General features: G+C 66.6%; 10 protein-coding genes and 1 tRNA gene. 3 read left to right on the top strand and 8 right to left on the bottom strand.

Translation table 11 applies throughout. From position 1 onward, the window contains the following. Positions 1-226 precede the first annotated feature (226 nt). From BLW63_RS15070 to BLW63_RS26885, 4 genes are all read right to left on the bottom strand, one after another. Positions 227-451 carry a hypothetical protein gene (locus BLW63_RS15070; protein WP_091157914.1) on the bottom strand — a complete coding sequence of 75 codons (225 nt, stop codon included), beginning with the start codon at positions 449-451 and terminating at the stop codon, positions 227-229. 77 nt (positions 452-528) lie between these two features. Beyond that, positions 529-1401, bottom strand: coding sequence for a hypothetical protein (locus tag BLW63_RS15065; RefSeq protein ID WP_091157912.1), 873 nt, complete (start codon positions 1399-1401; stop codon positions 529-531). Positions 1402-2256: 855 nt separating this feature from the next. Beyond that, on the bottom strand, positions 2257-2700 hold the full coding sequence (locus BLW63_RS15060; protein WP_139263562.1) for a hypothetical protein: 444 nt from the start codon (positions 2698-2700) through the stop codon (positions 2257-2259). Between the two features lie 551 nt (positions 2701-3251). Beyond that, positions 3252-3359: transfer RNA gene (locus BLW63_RS26885), tRNA-Ser, on the bottom strand. Between the two features lie 210 nt (positions 3360-3569). On the opposite strand from BLW63_RS26885, the gene BLW63_RS15055 reads away from it, so the two are divergent. Further along, the gene (locus BLW63_RS15055; protein ID WP_139263560.1) at positions 3570-5135 is read left to right on the top strand and encodes a hypothetical protein; all 1566 of its coding nucleotides are present in this window, start codon (positions 3570-3572) and stop codon (positions 5133-5135) included. Between the two features lie 1300 nt (positions 5136-6435). Here BLW63_RS15055 and BLW63_RS15050 read toward each other — a convergent pair. Continuing rightward, the gene (locus tag BLW63_RS15050; RefSeq protein ID WP_091157906.1) at positions 6436-6846 is read right to left on the bottom strand and encodes a hypothetical protein; all 411 of its coding nucleotides are present in this window, start codon (positions 6844-6846) and stop codon (positions 6436-6438) included. A gap of 305 nt (positions 6847-7151) precedes the next feature. Here BLW63_RS15050 and BLW63_RS26165 point away from each other — a divergent pair, with 305 nt between their 5' ends. After that, positions 7152-8609, top strand: coding sequence for a hypothetical protein (locus BLW63_RS26165; RefSeq protein WP_139263556.1), 1458 nt, complete (start codon positions 7152-7154; stop codon positions 8607-8609). A 208-nt stretch (positions 8610-8817) separates the two neighbouring features. Continuing rightward, positions 8818-9345: a hypothetical protein gene (locus BLW63_RS15040; RefSeq protein WP_091157901.1), complete on the top strand. Its 528-nt coding sequence runs from the start codon at positions 8818-8820 to the stop codon at positions 9343-9345. 201 nt (positions 9346-9546) lie between these two features. Here BLW63_RS15040 and BLW63_RS26160 read toward each other — a convergent pair whose 3' ends face one another. Genes BLW63_RS26160 through BLW63_RS15025 form a run of 3 tightly spaced genes read right to left on the bottom strand, consistent with a single transcriptional unit; the run spans position 9547 to position 18439 of the window. Continuing rightward, entirely contained in the window at positions 9547-12474 is a 2928-nt protein-coding gene (locus tag BLW63_RS26160) for a DUF499 domain-containing protein (RefSeq protein WP_139263554.1), read from the bottom strand. Continuing rightward, on the bottom strand, positions 12471-15200 hold the full coding sequence (locus BLW63_RS15030; RefSeq protein WP_211517123.1) for a DUF1156 domain-containing protein: 2730 nt from the start codon (positions 15198-15200) through the stop codon (positions 12471-12473). Before BLW63_RS15030 ends, BLW63_RS26160 begins: the two co-directional genes overlap by 4 nt. Beyond that, positions 15191-18439 (bottom strand): helicase-related protein, encoded by a 3249-nt coding sequence (locus BLW63_RS15025; RefSeq protein ID WP_091157899.1) that lies wholly within the window; start codon positions 18437-18439, stop codon positions 15191-15193. The genes BLW63_RS15030 and BLW63_RS15025 overlap by 10 nt, the downstream gene beginning before the upstream one ends. Positions 18440-18692: the final 253 nt, after the last annotated feature.

The following is an 18692-nucleotide window of genomic DNA, read 5'->3' as shown; positions in this document are numbered from 1 at the left end:
GAGTCTATACGGACAGCAGTCAGGCCACGCGAGCTTGCATCTGTGTGCTGGCGGCGGCAGGGGACGCTTGCGACGACACGCTGGCCGTATCGACCTGCCACCGGATGGCGCCAGGACCGGTGGCCTCGGGGGTAGCTGTGTGACGTCGCGCTGCACCCAAGGCCCAGGAGACAGGCTGAAGGCTCAGACTCAAGTGATTTCAGCCGCTCCAGAAGGAGCCCGCGGCTCAACCGGCAGCGCGAAGCTCTTCCTTCGCTGCAAGCCGACGTTCAGCGACGCGCTTGATTTCTTCCTTGACGGCGCTCTGGGCGATCTTGTCGATGGCTTCGAAGTAGTCGTCCGCGTTCACCCTGCCGGCCAAGTACTCCTCGGCTAGACGAGCGACTTGCAACGCCAAATCGTCCTCCGCCCCGGAGCCTCGCACCTCAGCACCGGCATCCGTGATGGTCATGCGCGCCCGCGCCCCCCAGAGTTGTCCCCATCCTGTCCAGGGATCACGACACTGTAGCCGCGAACCCTGACGATCGCCTACCACCCTGCAGCGTGTCCCTCGGTTGAGGCTTTCCCGCAAGCCCGCACCTCGGCCGCAGCCAGTCCGGCCCCGAGCATCCCGGCCAGCAGGTTCATCGCATCCTTGTCGTGGTCGGTGAAATTCCCTGGAACCGGGGAATCCACACACAGCAGCCCCATGCGGTGAGTGCCAGCGGCGACACGCACTGTGAGGAAGCTTCGGTAACTGGCCTCTGCCGGGTCACCGAAGCCCTCCGGGGGGCGCTCCCTCACGTCTGGGAAGTCCTGGAAGGGAGGCCAGTCACGCGAGAGGAACTCGAGCATGGTGCGGCCAAGGGACTGCTCCACCGTTCGCTGCAGTCGCTGCCTCCGCGGTGGCCGCTCGCGTCCGGACCACGCTGTTGGGTCGCACACCAGCGTGTCTGAGTCAACAAGCCTGTAGAAGACGGCCCGGTTCTGCACGGGCTTTGTGCCAACCCGCCTGCGGGCGGCGTCCAGGACCCGAGCCACCAGGACAGCTCGAGCATCCTTATCCGCTCCTGCGCAGATGTTGCCCAGCGTGATTACCAGGGGCAGCCCCGCTCCCATGAACGTGGCCAGAATCTGCGCCGCAAGGTCTTGGCCATCCTTCGCCTCCTGAGCAGACGTTGCAGCAGCCTGAGCCGCTCGTTCCTTATCCCTGCGGTTAACGCGGTCCCTTGCCCAGGCGATGGTTCCGCCAAGACCAGCGCAGAGGAGCCCACCCACAATGGAAAGCCACAAAAACCCCCCGCTGGACTTGCCGACGCCGAAGCTGAAGGCTGCAAGCCCCATCGTAGAAAGGATGATGAAGCGCCACCGCAGCAGGGACTTAGCATGGCCGTCTAGCCAGTCGTCAACCGTCTGGGACACGCGTCACGCTCCCCCGAGTACGCACGCGTAATCTCGCGTCTGCTGCATCACACCCTAGCCAGATAGGGCGCCACCAGCACGCCTAGCCATCATCTAGCGTCACCCGAGCGCTGAGGCGGCACCTGTCGCAGACTTGCCTTGGCGGTTCAAGCTGCTGGTCACGCGACCCGGGGCGAGATCGTGCTGGACCTGGCAACCTCGTTGGCGATTCGCGGGGACCGCTTGGCCCGACGCCAGTTGCGGCCCATCGGGAGGGCTGGCTCGGTCGCCCCGACCCGATTGAGTCCTGGCTCGTCGCCACTACCCACGCCAACTCGGTCGCGGCACTAGCCGCGATGCACGCCGCTCGCGCAGCGGCTCGCGGCCGAGTCAACAGGTGCGAGCCGGCTGACACGCTCCCCGATCTCCGAGGTCGACACCGCGGCCGTTCGTCATCGCCGCGCCGACGTTCAAGCGCGGATTCGGATTCCGCTGTGGGGTTCGCCAACCACCGCTGCACGGGCACCGACGTGGGGCTGTAGGCAGGGCCCGTGCAAAGTCAGCTTTGCGTGGCCTGACCTGCGGCTATGGCGGCCAGCGGCCCGAGGTCGAGCTTCCTGAGCCGCCGCTGCGCCCCCCACCTGCATGGTGAGCACTGACTCGAGCCCAGGTCAGAGCGAGTTGGCGGTCGGTCTCTCGATGCGACGGCCCGGAGTCGGCACCGGATCGCAGCCTCTCTACGCCAGCATCCGCGCAGGTAAACCGCGTGTCTAACAACTTTGCACGAGCCCTGGGGCTGTAGGTCCCGCCGCAAGCGAAGTTACGTCGGGCGCTCACTGCTCTTCGCGGTCTATCCGAGCCAGACGCGCAGGGGCATCAATCACAGCCTGGACTCGGCACCGGCATGTACCGCGCGACCACACCGCGACCACAAGCGGGCAAGACACAGGTCAGCGCTACTGTGCGCGGATACTTAATCCGCAGCGTGAGGCTCTGGCGTACGCCGCCCGCGGCAGTCTCTCGACAGCTCTCGATGTCGAGTGCCTTGACGGCCTCGAATCCCGGCGTTGAGCCGGGGGCCACGCCGAGCACCATCACCGCGTGCCCACCGAAGTAGCGGGCAGCGACGTCGGGCATCCGGTTGGCCGCCCCCAGGATGAACTTCGCGACCTTGGAGATCCCGTCCTTGCTCTTGAGGTCGATCGAGCTCTTGACCTCCAGGCAGTGACGCTCGACGCGGTCATCCGCTTGAGCTACGGCCTCCACCAGGGCGCGAGCCGCGAGCTCGCCCCGGGGCACGCGCGAGAGGTCGATCTCCACGGCCTCCACCCACTCCTCTCGGCTTCGGGCTGCTGCCGGGGGCGCCCCTGCCCGGCCACCGCAGCGTAGGGCAGGCCACCCGCGCAAATGACGTGCACAGTGGAGGCACTGTTCCTACCAGCCCGCCTCCCGCGGGACTGGGTACACGACTTCGAGGACGAGGGCGGAGACCCCGCACCCCTAGGTTCGTGCTCGTGACGGTCACACCCGGAGACACCGGCTCAGCAGCCGGCCACGACCTCGATCAAGCCACAGGCCTCTTCTGGATTGATGGCGAACAGCAGGTTCAGGGAACGATTCACTGGGCGGACGCCGAGTTACGGGTGGTCACCGACGGCATGGCCCGGCAGCCGAAGTACTACCGCTTCGGCAAGGGCGATGGGTACTGGTGGAGGCCGACGAGCAGCGGACGCCGCCGAGGGCCTCGTGCCCGCCCGTGCCGACCGCCTGGCGCCACCAGCTGCGCCCACATCGCGCCCACGAAGCCGCAGAGACGACACTGCGGGCCCTCCCCAAGAGGAGAACCCGCAGGTCGGTGTCTCAACCAGACGTGCACCCGAAGGGATTCGAACCCCTAACCTTCTGATCCGTAGTCAGATCGAGGAAGTGCCGGACGATGGTCCCGCGTGAGGCGGCGTGCCGAATGGGCAGCTCAACGCGGCGTCGCCGCGCATTGGAACGCCTCCCAATGCCGTCCCGTGCTCGCACGTTCGCGCCCACGGTGCGCCCACGAGACCCATGTGCCGACCGGTCAGGCCGCGGCGGCGAGACGCCGTAGCCGTGGCCCACGGCCTGAATGTCACTGCCCTCGCCGACAATGAATCGGAGCCGTGCGGCACGTCAGCGGGACGGGGGGAAGCGCCTTGTCGGTGGTCGTGGACATCGTTGTGGCGATGTGTTGTCTGCTCGCCTTCAGCGTCGTGGGGGCGCTCATCATCGGGGTCTCCTGCACCTATTGCGATGACGACTACCGCATCCGCGCCCGGCGGCTCGTCGCCGAGGCCCTGTCTGACCGCACCGCGCTAGAGGCAGCGTTCCTTTGGCAGTACCAGCGGCAGCGGGTGACCCGCCTTCTGGAGAGCTACCGCCGGGCCGTCGCTGGGAGAAGCACGGCCGTCATCGATCCGGCCCTGTTCACCGCGCACCTGGCGGGACTGGCCGAGGAGTCCCGCGTGGCGGCGTCGGTAATGCGCCTGTCGGACGCCCCGGCCATCGACCTCAACAGCATCGTCGCGACCAGAGCAAAACTTCAGGAGGACGCGCTCCGCCGCATCTCGCAGGCCGTCACACTTCCCGTCGCCACCCTTGCGACGCTCTCGGCGAACGCCTCGCTGGCCCTGACCCGGGAGGAGGCAAGGCTTCGCCTGCGAGCGCTTCGCGACTTCGCTCCCCGGGTGATCTTCTCGGCGGCATGGATCGTCGGCGGTCACGTGTCCACCTTCACCGTGCTCGGACTGCTGGTTGGCTCGGTCGTCGGGGTGGTGTCGGGCTCCTTGGGCGACGCCCAGCCGCCGAACTACCACGTGGCAGAGGCGGCCAACATTGGCATCATCGTCGGGGTCGTAGTCGGCTGCGGCAGCCTGGTGCACCGCGCCCACCGGCTCAACGCGGCCGAGCCGGTCCGGACGTCGCGCCGGGACAAGGTCCTCCTTATCGCGGCCGTCCTTGTCAGCCTCGCCAACGCGGCCGTGGTCCTCGCCACCGACTGGCTCCAGCGGTGGCTTGTCTACTCCACGACGGAGGCGCAGGAGTTGTCGCGGACGGCGCTGGCTTCCGACGCTGGCGGCCGGGTCCTCTTCGCCGCGGTGACCATCGGCTGTCTCTACGGCTCCTATCGGGCGGTGAAGAGCCAGTGGCTGAACTTTTCCGTGCCCCGTCTTGACCTCCCCGACCGCCTTGAGAGGCTCGCCGCGACGGCCTTCCTCCTCCCCATCGCCCTTATGGGAGGCCTGATGACCGCGCAAGCCGCGATCGATCCCTCGTGGCGGGACGCCTCGCCCGGAGAGCCGCCACTAGGCGCAGTAGCGGACGCGGTCGACTGGACCTGGCTGGGTCTGCTTGGGGTGTCAGCGATCGCCTGGCTCGGTGCCGTAGTCGTCCGGGCGCACCGCCGACGCGCGATCATGCGCATCTGCCGCAGTGCGGGCCTGCGGCCGAGATACATGCTGCATCCCGGGTTGATCGTCCTATTGGCCGTCGGATCCATGGCGGTGCTCGGAACGCTGATCTGGTTGCTAGTCCCGGCGGCACAGCTCACAACCGCCGAGATGCGTCACGCCGACCCGGTGCAGGCGCTGGTCGTCCTGCTCTTCCCGTTGGGCGCGCCCTTGGTGGTGCTCGGCGCGTGCGTCTTCGCGGCCGTCCAGGTGCGGAGGCGCCGCAAGCAGGACCAGGTGCTCGCGGCTGCACTGACTCAGGGACCGGGGCAGGCCTAGTGCGGCCGGTACCCGTCCGCTCGAAGAAGCTCGTCGAGTTGCGGACGAGAAGGAGCGGCGTGAGGCAATGGCCCGGGCTGTCGGCGGGTGAGTCCCGTGGGGATCTAACCCACAACCCGCAGATCAAGAGTCTTAAACCGGGCGTGACGGACGGTTCTGCGAAATGCCGTCTGCGCTGGTCAAGGTCGCACGGCGTGCCACGGGCTGCTGTCGTCACTCGACCGCTGTCGCGCAGTCCGCGACCACACGGCCATACGGTCCCTCGGGCCTGGCCGCGTGCTCAAGCAGCGCGCCAAGGGTGCAGAGCACCGGCTCGTTAAGCGCCGAGTCGAGACGCGATGCCCAGTCGTTCTGAATCCAGCAACTACGACGAGGCCCCCTCCGCCACACACGGAGAGGGCCTCGTCGGATGGTGCTCGAGGTGCCGGTAACGCTCGCAGGGGCCTCGCCCCTCCATTGGTGCCGGTCCCGTCGGTCGTACATCTGGCGAGCCCCGCGGCGGTGGAGCTATGTGTCATCCGCGCGTCGCTCGTCGACCTCGGGCACGAGCCGTCCTCGCCGGGGGTGTAGCGGATGGTGGCCACTCGACTGCGGGCCCTGGCCAGTGCGGCCTAGTACCCGACGATGCCCGTGCACGTTGAGCACGCCGCACGCTCGGCCGGCGGCCAGTACTCCTCGTTGTCGCGGCGGCGGATCCACGCTCCACATTCCGCCTGACTTCGCCCCTCGGGACCTGCCTTGACGGCGTGCAGTGGCGGGCGCTCGCTCCCGTCATCGAGCCCTGGCATGAAGGGCCTGCCGTTGTCCACAGGTGGTGCGGCGAGGTAGACGACATCGGTCACCGGAACAGCATCCCCGCTGTGCGCTGACCCCGCCCCGCCACACGGCGGGGTTTCATCGGTGGGTCAGCCCAGTGACCGGTAAGGACGCGGACGGGCAGGTCGAGCACTGTGCTTGGACACGACGGCGAACTCCAGAGGCGACACGGGGCGCGATGGATGCATGGTCGAGCAGGCATGGAGAACCAACTTCGGCCTACCAGGATCCTCGCGCTGAGCTAGGCCGGCTCGTAGAGGGGAGTCGTACCGGCCGATAAAGACGCGCAACGGCTAGTAGTCCACTCGGTAGCGCAGCTCACGAGCAAGCAGGGCCCGGCGTAGCGCCAGCTGCGGCTTGGTGTCCTGCTGCCAGATGACCTGCATCCGCGCGGTCCTCCGGCGACGATGCCACTGGCCTGGGGATGCCTTTTTCATCTTGTCCCTCGGCGACCTCCGTGCAAGCTGGCGTCCTGCCAACCCGGTTACTGTGCGCCCGCTCGGGCGCGGAACAGCGAGAGGTCGAAGCCCGAGCCGGTGAGGCTGCTCGTGATCGCCTGGCCCGACGCGTCCCGGTAGATCAACGCGGTCAGGTGCTCGTTAGAGACGAAGGCCCCCTCCACCGGGTAGCTGTTGCCGTCTCGCTTGATGCGCCCAGACAGCTCGCGGGCCAGGTACTGGGCCAGGCTGCTCTGCGCTCCAGCCCCTCGGCCTCCTACGGTGACCCCGCCGAGCGCCGCCGCGATTTCGGGATGTGCGGCCTGGACTGCGATCGCCAGCTGGTAAGCGGTGACGTATGGACGGCCAAAGTGATGACCGCCCGCGTTGTTGAGATGGACCGCGTGCAGCGCCTCGAGAACCGCTGCCTCAACCCCTTGCTCTTCCCAAACTGACATGCGGTGACCGTCGCTGCTCGCAGCGTGGTCGTCAAGGCCACCCCGGCAAGAGGGGCAGAGGTCGAAGATTGCTTACCTGGAAGGGGCTCCAAGAAGTTGGTGCGACGCCAGGCCCTCTCCATGCTGTGGGAGGACTGAGTCACCGCAGCCGGTCGCTCCTGTGCCCGCAGGGGGGCGGATTGCCGCCATCTCGACGCTCGCTGAAGTGACGAGCGCTGCAGTGACCGGCCACTGCAGGCGGTTCAGCCAGGTATGCCGCAGCCTTGTGGCTGAGGCCCGAACCGATGCCGGGGGAGACTGACCGCATGTCGTCCGAGATCCTCACCGAACAGGACGCCGACTTCCTTTTTGTACAGGTCATCCGGCAGAGCCACCGGGCTGACCGCGGCGACGAGGGCCTCTTCAGACCGCCTGTCGGTGTCCTCTTCTTCGATGGGCCGGGGGGTGACGAAGAGGACGCCTTCGTCCGTACGGCCAGCGGGGTCGTCGTACGCATTGCTCCTGCTGGGCGCAAGGCTGCCGCCATCCTCGCCAGAAGGCTGCGCGCCCATCTTGGTCTCGCCACTGGAGCGTCCGACGATGATCTACTCGCCGAGGTGCTGCGCCTTAGTTGCTCCGTCATAGACGGCACAATCTCGCCCAAGACGAAGAACCTCGGGCGTCTCCTGCTCGATCAGACCGCCCGGCGCCTTGCCCGCAGCGTCGTGGTGCTTCCCCTCACCGGCATCAATCTCGGGCCGGCTGCTGACGGGTCTTGCTCACCGATGGCCCTGTCTCCGCGCCTGCTTCTGGGCCATGTCAATGAGGAGACTGAAGCAGCTATCTCAGCCCTGGCAAAGCGCGGAGTTGGAGCCGCTTTTCGGTTCTCGGAGGGCGCCTGGTGGACCGAGGACTACAACGGCCGCCGTCGCGATCCCGAGTCATACGAGGAAGAACCGCTAGACGAGTCAGTGACCGTCCTCGCCGTCGTTGTCGACGCGGTGGACATGACAGCCACGCTGCGGGCACGCCAACTTGCCGAAGGTTTGTTAGGCGCGCTCTGGCTCGTGGACCAACGCGACGCGCAATGGCCGTGCATGCCACCGACACTGCTCGGCGCGCCGACCGCGGCCGAAAATCCGCGAAGCCCTGGGCTCGAACCCGATCGCGCCCTCCCCATCGCCACGCTGCAAGCGGATACTCGAGATAGGGGAACGAAGGCCGTGCCCCTCTTCGTCCGAGCGCCTGCAGTAAATGCCCGCGCTGCTGTGGAGGCGCAAGCAGAGCTGTTTGATCTCGTCTCTCAGGCTGAAACCCCGGGCGGGCGACAACGACTCGCCAGGCGCGTGCTCGCCGCATGCCGCCTCGCGGCCCTTGCTGAACCCCAAGGCGCCTTTGACTTGCAGATTCTGCACATGGTCGTCGCCCTCGAAGCACTCATCAGCGACCACGAAGCTTCCAGTGGAGTCACGGACCGCTTCGTGCGCCGCCTTCTAGGGCTTCTTGACTCAGCCGCTCCCACGCAAGGTCAACTTGAGGCGCTCTACGACGCGCGGAGTCAAGTCGGACACCAGGGTTTCAGCCCCTCTCCCCTCGCACACCTAGCGGACACTGCCTCGTTCGCTCTCGACCTCGTGCGGAAGGCAGTCCTATCGATAGCCGTCACGTCTGCAACCCTCCAACTGCAGGACGATCAGGCCCTTCTGCGATGGCTCGATCTTGCCGCGCCGATCAGTGAGCCTCCGTCCGGAACCGGCTCTGGGAATCGTGCCACTCGGCGGTGACCAATCCGCCCAAGTCGACCTTGGGTAGCAGCGGTGCGCCCGGTGAGCCAGGGCCACTGTGGCAGTGATACCCACAGCCGAGACCTGGAGGACTGGAGGGGCCCGCCTCGTCAACGTTTGCTCGTGGAGGCGGTCCCACCAGCCGTGGGATCCCGGTTGCCCCGATCACCGAAGGCGGGCACCGCCCTGTCGTGCAACGCTCCAAGGCATGCCGTCCCTCGCCGAGATTCGCACCGCGCTGGCCGACAGCTCGCCCTACGACTGGAACCGCATCGCGGGCTGGGGGGCGAACGCCGCTCCCGTCGGGCCAGCGCTCACCAGCGTGATGAGCACCGGCGAGTACGGCGAAGTCGAGGGCTGGTATTCACGGAACTACTCTGACCTACTTGTTTGGGAGCGCGACGTCGTCCTGAGCATCGGTTACGGACTCAAGGTCGACCCCGAGGAGAAGCGGCGACTCCACTTCGACTGGGCTGAGAAGCGCAACTGGGAGGTCACGAACTCGTTCGCCGACATTCGCTGGCACGGCCAGGTCGTCGACCGCATGACCATGTGGTCCATCGACAAGGGCAGCGCCCTCGTGCCCATCGGCGACTTCGTGCCCGAGGGGCAGCCGCGGTACATCGAGCCATGGCAGTACGCCGTTGCCTTCGCGATCGCCGTCGCCCACGGCAACGACAGCCAACTCGACTACTACCTCAGCGCGAGCGAGCAGTCAGTCCGCATGCAGCAGTAGGACTCGACTCGAGCTCAACAGGAGATAGTGACTTTCCGTCCAACTCCGCTCGGTGGCCGGCCACATCGACCCAATCAATGTCCGTCCGCGCTAGGGCCTCGCCACCACGCGTCATGCGATGGAGCGGCCACACGGCCCGCCGCTCAGATGAACTGCAGAGCACCGGTCACTTGTCCCCGCAGCGGGCCGGAGCCTTGAGTGTCAGGCGGGACGACTGCTCGGGTTCGTGCCGCTGTCACGAGCGGCCTGCTCCACCGCGTCGGCCACGCTGTCGTCGATGACCACCCTCACCTGCAGCTGCGCCCAGGAGACGTGGCCTTCGTCCGCTGCGTTGGACAGCTCCATGAGAAGGCGGCGCACGGCGTCACGGGTGCCCTCGTCCCCCATGCTCGTCACCAGACTGAACGCGATCTCCCGCTCCGCCGTTCTCGGCTCAGGACCGGGGCCAGGACCGGGACCGGGACCGGGACCGGGACCGGGACCGGGACCGGGACCGGGACCGGGACCAGGACCAGGACCAGGACCAGGACCAGGACCAGGCACAACTTCTTGCGGCGGCGCGAGCCTCAGTCCGGACGAACCGACGGCGATATCACCGGGTCTGGTCACGACCCGGTCCTGACCGTCGGCACCGACAAGCCGGAGCTGCTCAGCGGTAACGGCTTCGTAGATCGCCTTCTGCAGGTCCGCGTCACCGCCAGGCAGGAGGGGCATCCGCGGAGTGCTCCAGAAGAGGTCACGTACCTCGTCGAGCGGCTTACCAAAGTCCTTGACGTCGAGGTTATGCAGCAGGGCCTTGGCTGTCAGAGCGGAGACGTCGAAGGCCTTACCTTGGCCGACCAGGGCCTTCCATACGGCGCTGCCGTCGAGCGATGTCAGATTGCTGTCGGGCTCAAACGCGTGAGTCCGGTCCACGCGGGGCTCGTCTTCCCGATCTCCCTCAGCCAAGTAGATGAAATGCCGGTAGGCACGGCGGACCGCGCTGTCCAGGTTGCGACGAGCGTCGGCCCGCTCGCTTCGGGCCTGCTCCGAGAGCTCGTCGTCCGCCCGCACGGCGTCCATGACAGCGACGCGGTCCCAGGCAAGGTAGGCGGCTGCCGCACCGCGAGCAGCAGCTCGGCCCTGCGTGTTGACGCATGAGAACACGGCGCTTGACGCCCACTGCACGGGAACCTTATTCGGCCCTAGGCCCATGACGGCGCGAATAGCATCGCGGGTGTCCTTGTCGATGCCGTTGAGCAAGCTGAACTGACGGGGGTCAAGTACGACGAGCCGGGTGCTGCGGGCGTCGTCAATACCAGCCGCGGTGAGCACGGCGATCGGATCACGGTCAGGGTCAGCTCTCACGAACAGCTTCGCCTTGAAGGGACCGGTGCCCGATAGGCGTTCGGCGGACTTGGCAAGCTCTTCGTCACGGTCCTCATCAGTGACGCTGGTGCGCGCTGCCTTCACGAGCATGTTGAGCGTACGTCGGGTCGACATGAACAATCGAGGGGCCTGGCCGCCCTTACCGGCCAGGTGTTCAACGCTCGATAGTCCGCCACCTTCGACGTCCATCAGCTCCGCGAGTACGGTGTCCGCCTCGCCCACCGAATAGTTCACGTCAGGGACAAACACAGCGGCCTTGAGTTCGGCCTCGGTCGCACCCTGGCGCCCTCCCGCGCGGGCGCCGATAACCGAGCAGAGGAACAGGCACGTGGCGGCGCGCTCCGCGGCGCGGGGATTGAGCGGTCCAATAATGCCGTCGGTGCGGGAGCGATCTAGCTCGCGCGCCGCTCCCTTAAGATCGTCGGCGGCGACGATGTCGGCGCTAGCGATTTGCCGATAGTTGGCTTGCGTCCGCGTGTCAACGATGAGGCCGCTGTTGATGACGGCTTCGCGCACCGTCGGGTCGGACAGCGGCAGGTCCCCAGGCCCCACCAAGAGCGGGGCCCACCGGCCGCTCCTGCCCCGCTGGTACTGCGAGTGCGCCGTCGCGGCGAAGATGCGGATGGTTGACCGAACTCGCTGAAAGCCGGCCAGCTTGGCCCACTCCTGCTCGGCCATCGTCATGAGTTGGGGATGGAAGGGGTAGCAGCGCGCTACCTCCTCGGGGAACTCCACGTTCGCGGCGGCAGGGACGAAGTCGAACACCTTGGCGCGCCAAGGACCTGTCATCCGCGAGGTGAATGCGGTCGCTGTCGCCTTGAGCACCTCGGCAGGCGGCGTCCCGTCGAAGAGCCGCCGCCGAAGGATCTCGGCAAAATCGGTGTTGTCATTGATGGTCGCCGTCTCGCCGTTGCGGATCAGCAAGTCGTCCAACTCAGCTCGACGCTTCTGACCAGCCTCGTCCAAGTCGATATTGTCGGCCTCCGACGCGATCATGACAACCACTGCCGCAACATTCGGGACGTCGTTAACGCTGTCGAGCAGTGCTCGCAGGAACGCCATGTCCTTGATTGCGAGATCAGCGTTCTCCGTCAGCGAGAGCTGACGGACGTAGTCCATGATTTCGTCGATCAGGATGAGCACCGGCCGCCCAACTGCCGTGAGTGCCTCGACTATGCGGTGCTTGTCGGCATAGCCGTCGCGGTAGCGCAGATAGAGGTTGTTGTCGCCGCCAAATAGTCGCCACAAGAAGCGCTCATGAAGCGTCTGCGCCGGACCGTCGAATTCGGCGCTGCCCTTGCCAGCGGTCATGTTATCGGCGGCCAAAACAACGACGACCGGGTTGTTTAGATCGGCGGGAGGCTGACCGTCGAGTATCAGCGCCGCCTTAGCCCAGGCGGCCTTCCCGACGTCCGTCTGCGCAAGGGCTGCCGGGTGCGCCGCTAGGTGCCACAGACCGATGAGGCCATGGGACTTGCCGCCGCCCATCGCCTGATCCAGCCGCCATAGTGCTCGGGCACGGGTGTGCTTGCTGCCGCCGCCGAGGCGCACGGCGACCTTCGCCATGAGGTCGGTGAATAGCGGACTTGGGTGCGTGATGTCGCCGTAGTAGCTGGGCTCTGCGTACGGCGGCCGGTCCTGCGGCGTGCCGTGAACGGCCTGGAACAGTGACATCTGTACGTCATCAATCGACCCCGAGGCGTGGACGACCTCATCCCTCAGCTTGAGGACCTCCCACCACGGGGTCACGCGGCTGCTCACGACGTCTCTCCCACCATCTCAATGTCGAACAGGCTGCCTTGGCGCGCCTTCGCCTCGTCGGCCTCTCGCTGAGCCGAGACGACACCGCGAGCGACGTTCCCGATGCCGCGACGCGCTCTCACGAGCGAGGACCATGCGACGGCGTCCGGGTCCGCTTCAGGTAGCAGCGACGCCAAGTAGCTCAGCGTTGCCCAGAGATATGCGTCTTCCTCGTCTCGCCCAGCAGCGGCCACGACCTGCGCAACCTCGTCGAGCCCACCAGCCCATGCCTTCGCCATCGCCATCGCTACGTCGATGACCGAGGATGATCCTGAGACTGTCCCCTTCCAATCGTGGGAGGGAGCGAATCGAACGCCCTTGTCAGCCTCAGACAACACTCCCTTCAGCTCGTCCATCGTCAGGTCAGTCGTCATAGCCTCCCAGCGAGCCTCCGACTTCGGAGCGACAGACCGGCGGTAGAGCCGGACCCACGACAGCGCGAAGCGGGTCCTGTTATCAAAGGTGTCTAGCGGCAGACTCTCGATCGGCATGGAAGTTGCGTCGCTGACTGCCTTTCGGGCCACAACCAAGTAGTGCGAGGGGTCCACCGGTTCGCCTAGGTGATTCAGCACCTGCGCATACCGCCCCACGGCCTCCATGGCTGGTCCAGCCGACGCCATGCGCTGGTCGGTCGGTGCAAGGCCGGCCGCGTCCCACAGCGGGATGCGCGACTGTACTTCCCGCCGGACCTCAACTTCCACGAGGTTCGCGCGGCCGATTGGCCGACCTTCGGGTGCAGGTCGGCACGACATCGTCAGTGTCGTGACGATGTTGGCCTTGCCCTGTTGCCCGCCCGCCTCGGTTTTTGCGGGCCAAGACCCCGTGAGCACGAGTCCAGCCTTGGCGATGGCCCCGAGGAGTCGATGCCAGACCTCCGGCTCCCCATGACCGAACACCACCGTCACAACCCCGTCGGGGGCGACAAGCTCACGTGCCTGACGGAACGCGGTAGCGATCCCGTTGTCGTAGTGCTCGCGAGTCCGGTGCTCGCCAGGCGCGATGCCGTGTTCCTTGACAAGCAACTCTTCGATTCGCTCTTGGAGACCGCGCGGGTCAGCTGTGAAGTCGAATTCAGGAAACACGTCCGGCGGCAGCGCCCGCTTGAGCCAAACGTAGAAGAAGTCCGAGCTGTCCGTGTAATAAACCATCGAGTCGTAGGGCGGATCCGTGACCACGGCAGACATAGACCCCGGACGGAAAGGGAGGGCACGCGCGGTACCACGGGCGATCCTTACCGGCCGCCCCTTGCGCGAGGTCCGCTGCGTCCTTAACACCGACAGGGTGTCTGCTGTAAATGAGGGCCATGTTCCCGGCCCGTCGCCGAGGCCAGTCTCAAAGAAGTCGTACGAAAAGCCGAGGCTACCCTCATTAACAAAGACGCCCGCGATCAGTCCTGCGCCAGGCGTGTTGCGTAGCCAGGACCCGCGGCTGCTGTAGCGAAGCTTGCGCACCAGCACCGCACCGGCGTAGCCGAGTAAGGCTCGCTTGTAGTCGTAGGAGGCCCCGAGTGACGCCAACTCCCCGCCCAGTTCCCGGATAATTCGACTCAAACGGATCAATCCAAGGGTCTGACGGTCATTGCACAGATCGCCGTAGCTCACTGCGCCGTACAACTGAGGACGGATCGTGGCGCCGTTGTTCTCAGGGATGCGCTCGTGCGGACGCGCTGGGAGGCCTGCAGCGAACGCCGGTTCGCCCAACAGTGCTTGACTCGCCGCAACTACCTGGGCGAGCTCAGATTCCGTCGGAGCTCGGAAGGCCCTTCCCCAACGGTCGTGCGGCTCAGCTACGACAAGCAGGGCATCCCTGCCCTGGCCCTCCGCTGCTAGCCGCGTGTGCAGATCCTTCGGGTGTACGTGGCCACAGAACGAGCAGATAGCTGCCTTTCCACGCACCGCCTTCCCCGCCTTCAGTGGCGCCTGAAGGGTTGGTGAGCCTGTCGGCTCACCGTCGTGGACTATGGCTCGGAACGTGCCTGCAGACGAGTCGACATGAATATCGTAGCTCTGTCCTAAGTCGTTCTTTCGCAGGTTGGGGCGCCGTAGGACAAGCGAACCCGTTAGGGGGAACCGCCGGTGGCATTCCTGACAAGGGAGGGTGACAGCCCACAGGTATCCGAGCGGCGCGACGCCACCGATAGCCTCGTAGTAGGGCGCCATGTCGGCTTCATAGCGGCGGCCAATCTCAGCAAGAACGGCATCCGCGGCATCTAGCAGCTTGTCCGTGCTGAGCAGGCTTGACTGCCAGGGCAGGTCCGGCTCTTCCGACCAGTCTCGCACTGGGTAGTCAGTGAGAAGGGATCCCGCGAGGACCGCGACCGGACTGTTGTCGATCCCGTGCGCCTCAACGCCGTAGCGCCCAGCCTCCATCGGAATCATGCCGCGGCCAGCGAACGGATCGAGCATCCGCGCTCCTGCCGGGTACCAACGCGCCAGCTCGGCGGTCACTTCTGCGTTCGCGCCGTCGCGAGCGCTCATGGCTCGACGGACCAAGTCTTGAAGCCGCGCCTGCTCCGCTTCGTCTTCCGGCCACGGGAGGAGACTGGTCAGCACGGCTGCTTTCGCCTGCGCCAGAGGCCGCGCAGCGAACCAGGTAAACAGCCGCTTTTCGGCGGCGCCGCTACCCCAACCGCTGCCGGACGCCTCGCTGACTTCGGCGCAAGGAAACCAGCGCTCGATCATGCGCACGGGGCGTGCTCCTCGCTTTCTCTGGCTGCCTTCAGGGCGCTACCAGGTAAGTGAACGATCACTTGAGTCTTGGACAGGTCGCCAAAGGTCCGGACGGGGTCTTGGTAGACGCCGAAGACTGCGCCGCTCCCGTCGTGGCACTGGTCGACGACGTATAGCCAGTAGTCCTTGCCTTGCTGGGTCGCGATGAGAACCTCGTTGGCCGTCAGACTGACGCCCTGGCTGCTCGCGGCGCGCCAGACCCCCTTGACCTCGACGAGGCGCTGCTCCCGGCCTCGGCTGGCGTGGAGGTCGTAGCCGCGCTGCTCCGTGTGGACGTCGCTGACGGCGTAGCCCTGCGCGCGGAGCTGATTGGCCACCAGATGGCTACTGATTCGCTCGCTATCGGCCTCGGTCGGATCGATGGGCGGAGCAGCCGCTGAGACGCGAGCCCACGCCAGCCGGCGGGGCTCGCCGATGGTGACCTCGCTCATCTGGCGGAGGTCGGCCAACCGCTGGGTCGTCATGTTCTTGAGGCGGGTGCGCTCAGCGATGCGGGCCGCGCGGTCGCCGATGTCGTCGGTCAGCTCGTTAGGAAGCACGTCAAGCTCTCGCTGGGCAACGCGGAGCCAGTCGTCGAGGGCGCGGGAGCGGCGCTCTTGCTCGTCTCCCGCCTCCATGACGGCGCGAGCGGCGGCGTCGTGCGCGCGCGCTGGGTGCGGCTCTCCGGCCGGTGAGTCGGCGGGGGTGAGGTTGGCGAGCATCTCCCATCGGACGGGCCGGGCGCCCGCGCTGTCGACGCGAATCAGGCACGACCAGGTGCCTTTGCGGCGGCCTCCAGCCTCGGTGAGGTCCGCTTCGTAAGCGAACAAGTCGTAATCCGTGCCGCTGGTCTGGTCGACTAGTCCGGCGCCGCGGAACATGGCGGGGCTGAGGATTTCGGCGCAGTACGCCACAAGGGCCTTGAACGGCGGGTCGCTCGGGCCGAGATTCACAGCGTCGGAGACCGCGGCGCTGCTGCGGCGCGCTTCAGCAAGAAATTTGCCGCTAGTTGCGACCAAGGCGGAAGTCCCGGCGCGCCGCTGGCCCGGCGGGGCGAAGTCGGGTGGGAGCTCGCCGCCGTTGGGCAGCGCGAGGGTGAACATGCCCTCGCCTGCGGCGTGTGGGCTCACCTTCACGGCTCCGCCGTCGGAGGCGCGGTGAAGGAACGCCTCCACAATGGCCGGGTTGATTCGATCGAGCTGATCGTTCTGGAGCGCGGCGACGGCCTGGCTGATGTCGACGCTGGTCTTAAGAGCGCGCTCCTGCTCATCGGCGCGCTTTGCTGCCTCGGTGAGCCGGCTGGCGGTGACCGCGCCGACGGCGGCGAGCGCGCGTGCGCGTTGGTCCTCGTCGCCAAAGGTGTCCGCGAGCACTCGCGTGAGATCATCGTCGGCGAGGCCGACGAGCTCACCGACCAGGCTGAGGCTGTCAAACATCCGCCCCTCGAGCTGGTTCGCGGCCGTAACGAAGTTTCCGAGCAGCACTTCCAGCACTTCGCCCTCACGGGTGTCGGTGGCAATAAGGTTGTAAAGCTCGACGTCACGGGTTTGACCAACACGGTGGATACGGCCCATGCGCTGCTCAAGGCGGACAAGCGACCAAGGGATGTCGTAGTTGACTAGGACGTGTGCCGTCTGCAGGTCGATGCCTTCGTTGCCAGCGTCGGTGCTGACCAGGACTTGGAAACTGCGGCGGGCGAACGCGTCGCGGGTGTCATCGCGGACGTGGTGATTGTCGCGTCCGGAGTACCGGCGGGCTGCGAAGCCAGCGTGACGGAGCCGCTGGACGAGCCAGTCGGCGGTGTCGGCGTATTCGGTGAAGACGACGGCCTGCTCACCATTGCCGGGCTTGATCCCGTTGCTGCCGAGGCAGGTGAGTACGAGCGGATCCCACTTCGAGGCAGGCTGCTCCATGTCGGCGACCAATGGGCCGATTCGGCCCAGCAGAGCTTCAATCTCCTTGCGCTCGGCCTTCGCACTCCGGGAGCCCTCGTGGACAATTCGGGCCTCGTCGGCAGACGCGGGGTCGTCTCCGTCGGGATCGGCCTCGACAGCAGCAGCTGATGGCATCTGGGTGCCCATGCCCTCGCGGCGGCGCTTCAGCGTCTCCGCGAGGGCGTGTAACGACGAGGCGGCGCGCTTGCCGTAGACCATCTTCGCGAGGGGAACGGCGACCGCCGGGAAGTACCGGTCGACCAAGTCGAGGGCCTCGAAGTAGAACTCGGCCTCCACCGACGAGAGCCGCACGGGCTGATTCTCGGCGCGTCGGCCTTTGAAGAGCTTGGTGGTGCCGTCGAAATCGACCAGATCTTCCTTCATTCGGCGCAGAAAGTGGACCCTTCCCGGCTTGACCTGCCGGGAGGGCTCCTTGTTGTTCTCAACGGCAGGGAAAACCTCCGGGTCAACCAGGTGTAGCAGCGCTCGGAACAGCCACTCCTTGCCGCGATGTGGCGTCGCGGTCATTAGCAGCGCTCGTGGGGTATTTAGCGCGAGCATCTCCCCGGCTTGGTAATATCCGACGGCCGTCGGGGTGAGCCGGTGCGCCTCGTCGAATACGACCGCGTCCCAGCCCATTCGATCCGGGTGCACAGCGTCCTGTACCGCGCCGTTCACAGACAGCAAGTCCAGGCTGACGATCCACAGGTCGTGTCCGCTCTCCAGGCCGTGCTCGCGCACCGTCTGGGCGGTGATTGCCCGCAGGCCGCCCCCGAAGAATCGCTCGAAATCGGCCTGCCACTTCGTGACCAAGTGCGCCGGGGCAACGATCAGGGCGCTGCGGACAAACCCAAGCCGCTGCATCTCCCGCAGGTAAAGCCCGGCCATGATCGTTTTCCCAGTGCCTGGCTCGTCTGCCAGCAGGAAGCGCAGCCTTGGCTGCGGCAGCATGGCCCCGTACACGGCGTTCATCTGGTGGGCGTACGGCGTCAGCGGCGACGACGCCAGTGTCGCAGCCCGCGCTCCCGTCCCCGCGGCGCGCATCCACGCCGTCCACAGGCCGGCTAGCAGCGCGCGGGCGTCACCCCCACCGTCCTCGCTGAGAACCTCACACGCGGCCGCCTGCTCAGCGGTGAGGTCTAGGCGGACGATTTGGTCAGGTCCTCCAGTGTCCGCGTAGAGCCGCACGGCGCCACCATCGAGTTCTCGGGCGTCGTCCACGGTGACCCAGCCCAGGTCCGGCCGCGACGGGACGGAGATGCGCGAGCCGGGGGTGAAAGACACGCTCCGACATTACGTGCGGTGCTCGTCGGCCCCCCGCGCATCTGAGCATCCCCGGCGACGTGTCGAACACACGGGAGGGGCTGCAGTCGTCCACGACCCGTCGGCCTGCCACCTCGGGATGACCTGGCAGGCTGGACTCCGACTCGACGCATCGAGCGTCGTGGCCCGGCACCGTCGGAGTGCCGGATCCCTGAAGCCGGGCAATCGATGAAGGTGGCCACCACGGGCCGGGCGTGTCCGCAACGCCCGAGTG

This window comes from Geodermatophilus africanus (assembly GCF_900107105.1).
Taxonomy (GTDB): Bacteria; Actinomycetota; Actinomycetes; order Mycobacteriales; family Geodermatophilaceae; genus Geodermatophilus; species Geodermatophilus africanus.
This window is presented reverse-complemented; position numbering and strand designations above follow the sequence as displayed.

Coding starts and splice junctions, on each gene's coding strand:
- BLW63_RS15070 (WP_091157914.1), bottom strand. CDS start 451: ATGACCATCACGGATGCCGGTGCTGAGGTGCGAGGCTCCGGGGCGGAG.
- BLW63_RS15050 (WP_091157906.1), bottom strand. CDS start 6,846: ATGTCAGTTTGGGAAGAGCAAGGGGTTGAGGCAGCGGTTCTCGAGGCG.
- BLW63_RS26165 (WP_139263556.1), top strand. CDS start 7,152: ATGTCGTCCGAGATCCTCACCGAACAGGACGCCGACTTCCTTTTTGTA.
- BLW63_RS15040 (WP_091157901.1), top strand. CDS start 8,818: ATGCCGTCCCTCGCCGAGATTCGCACCGCGCTGGCCGACAGCTCGCCC.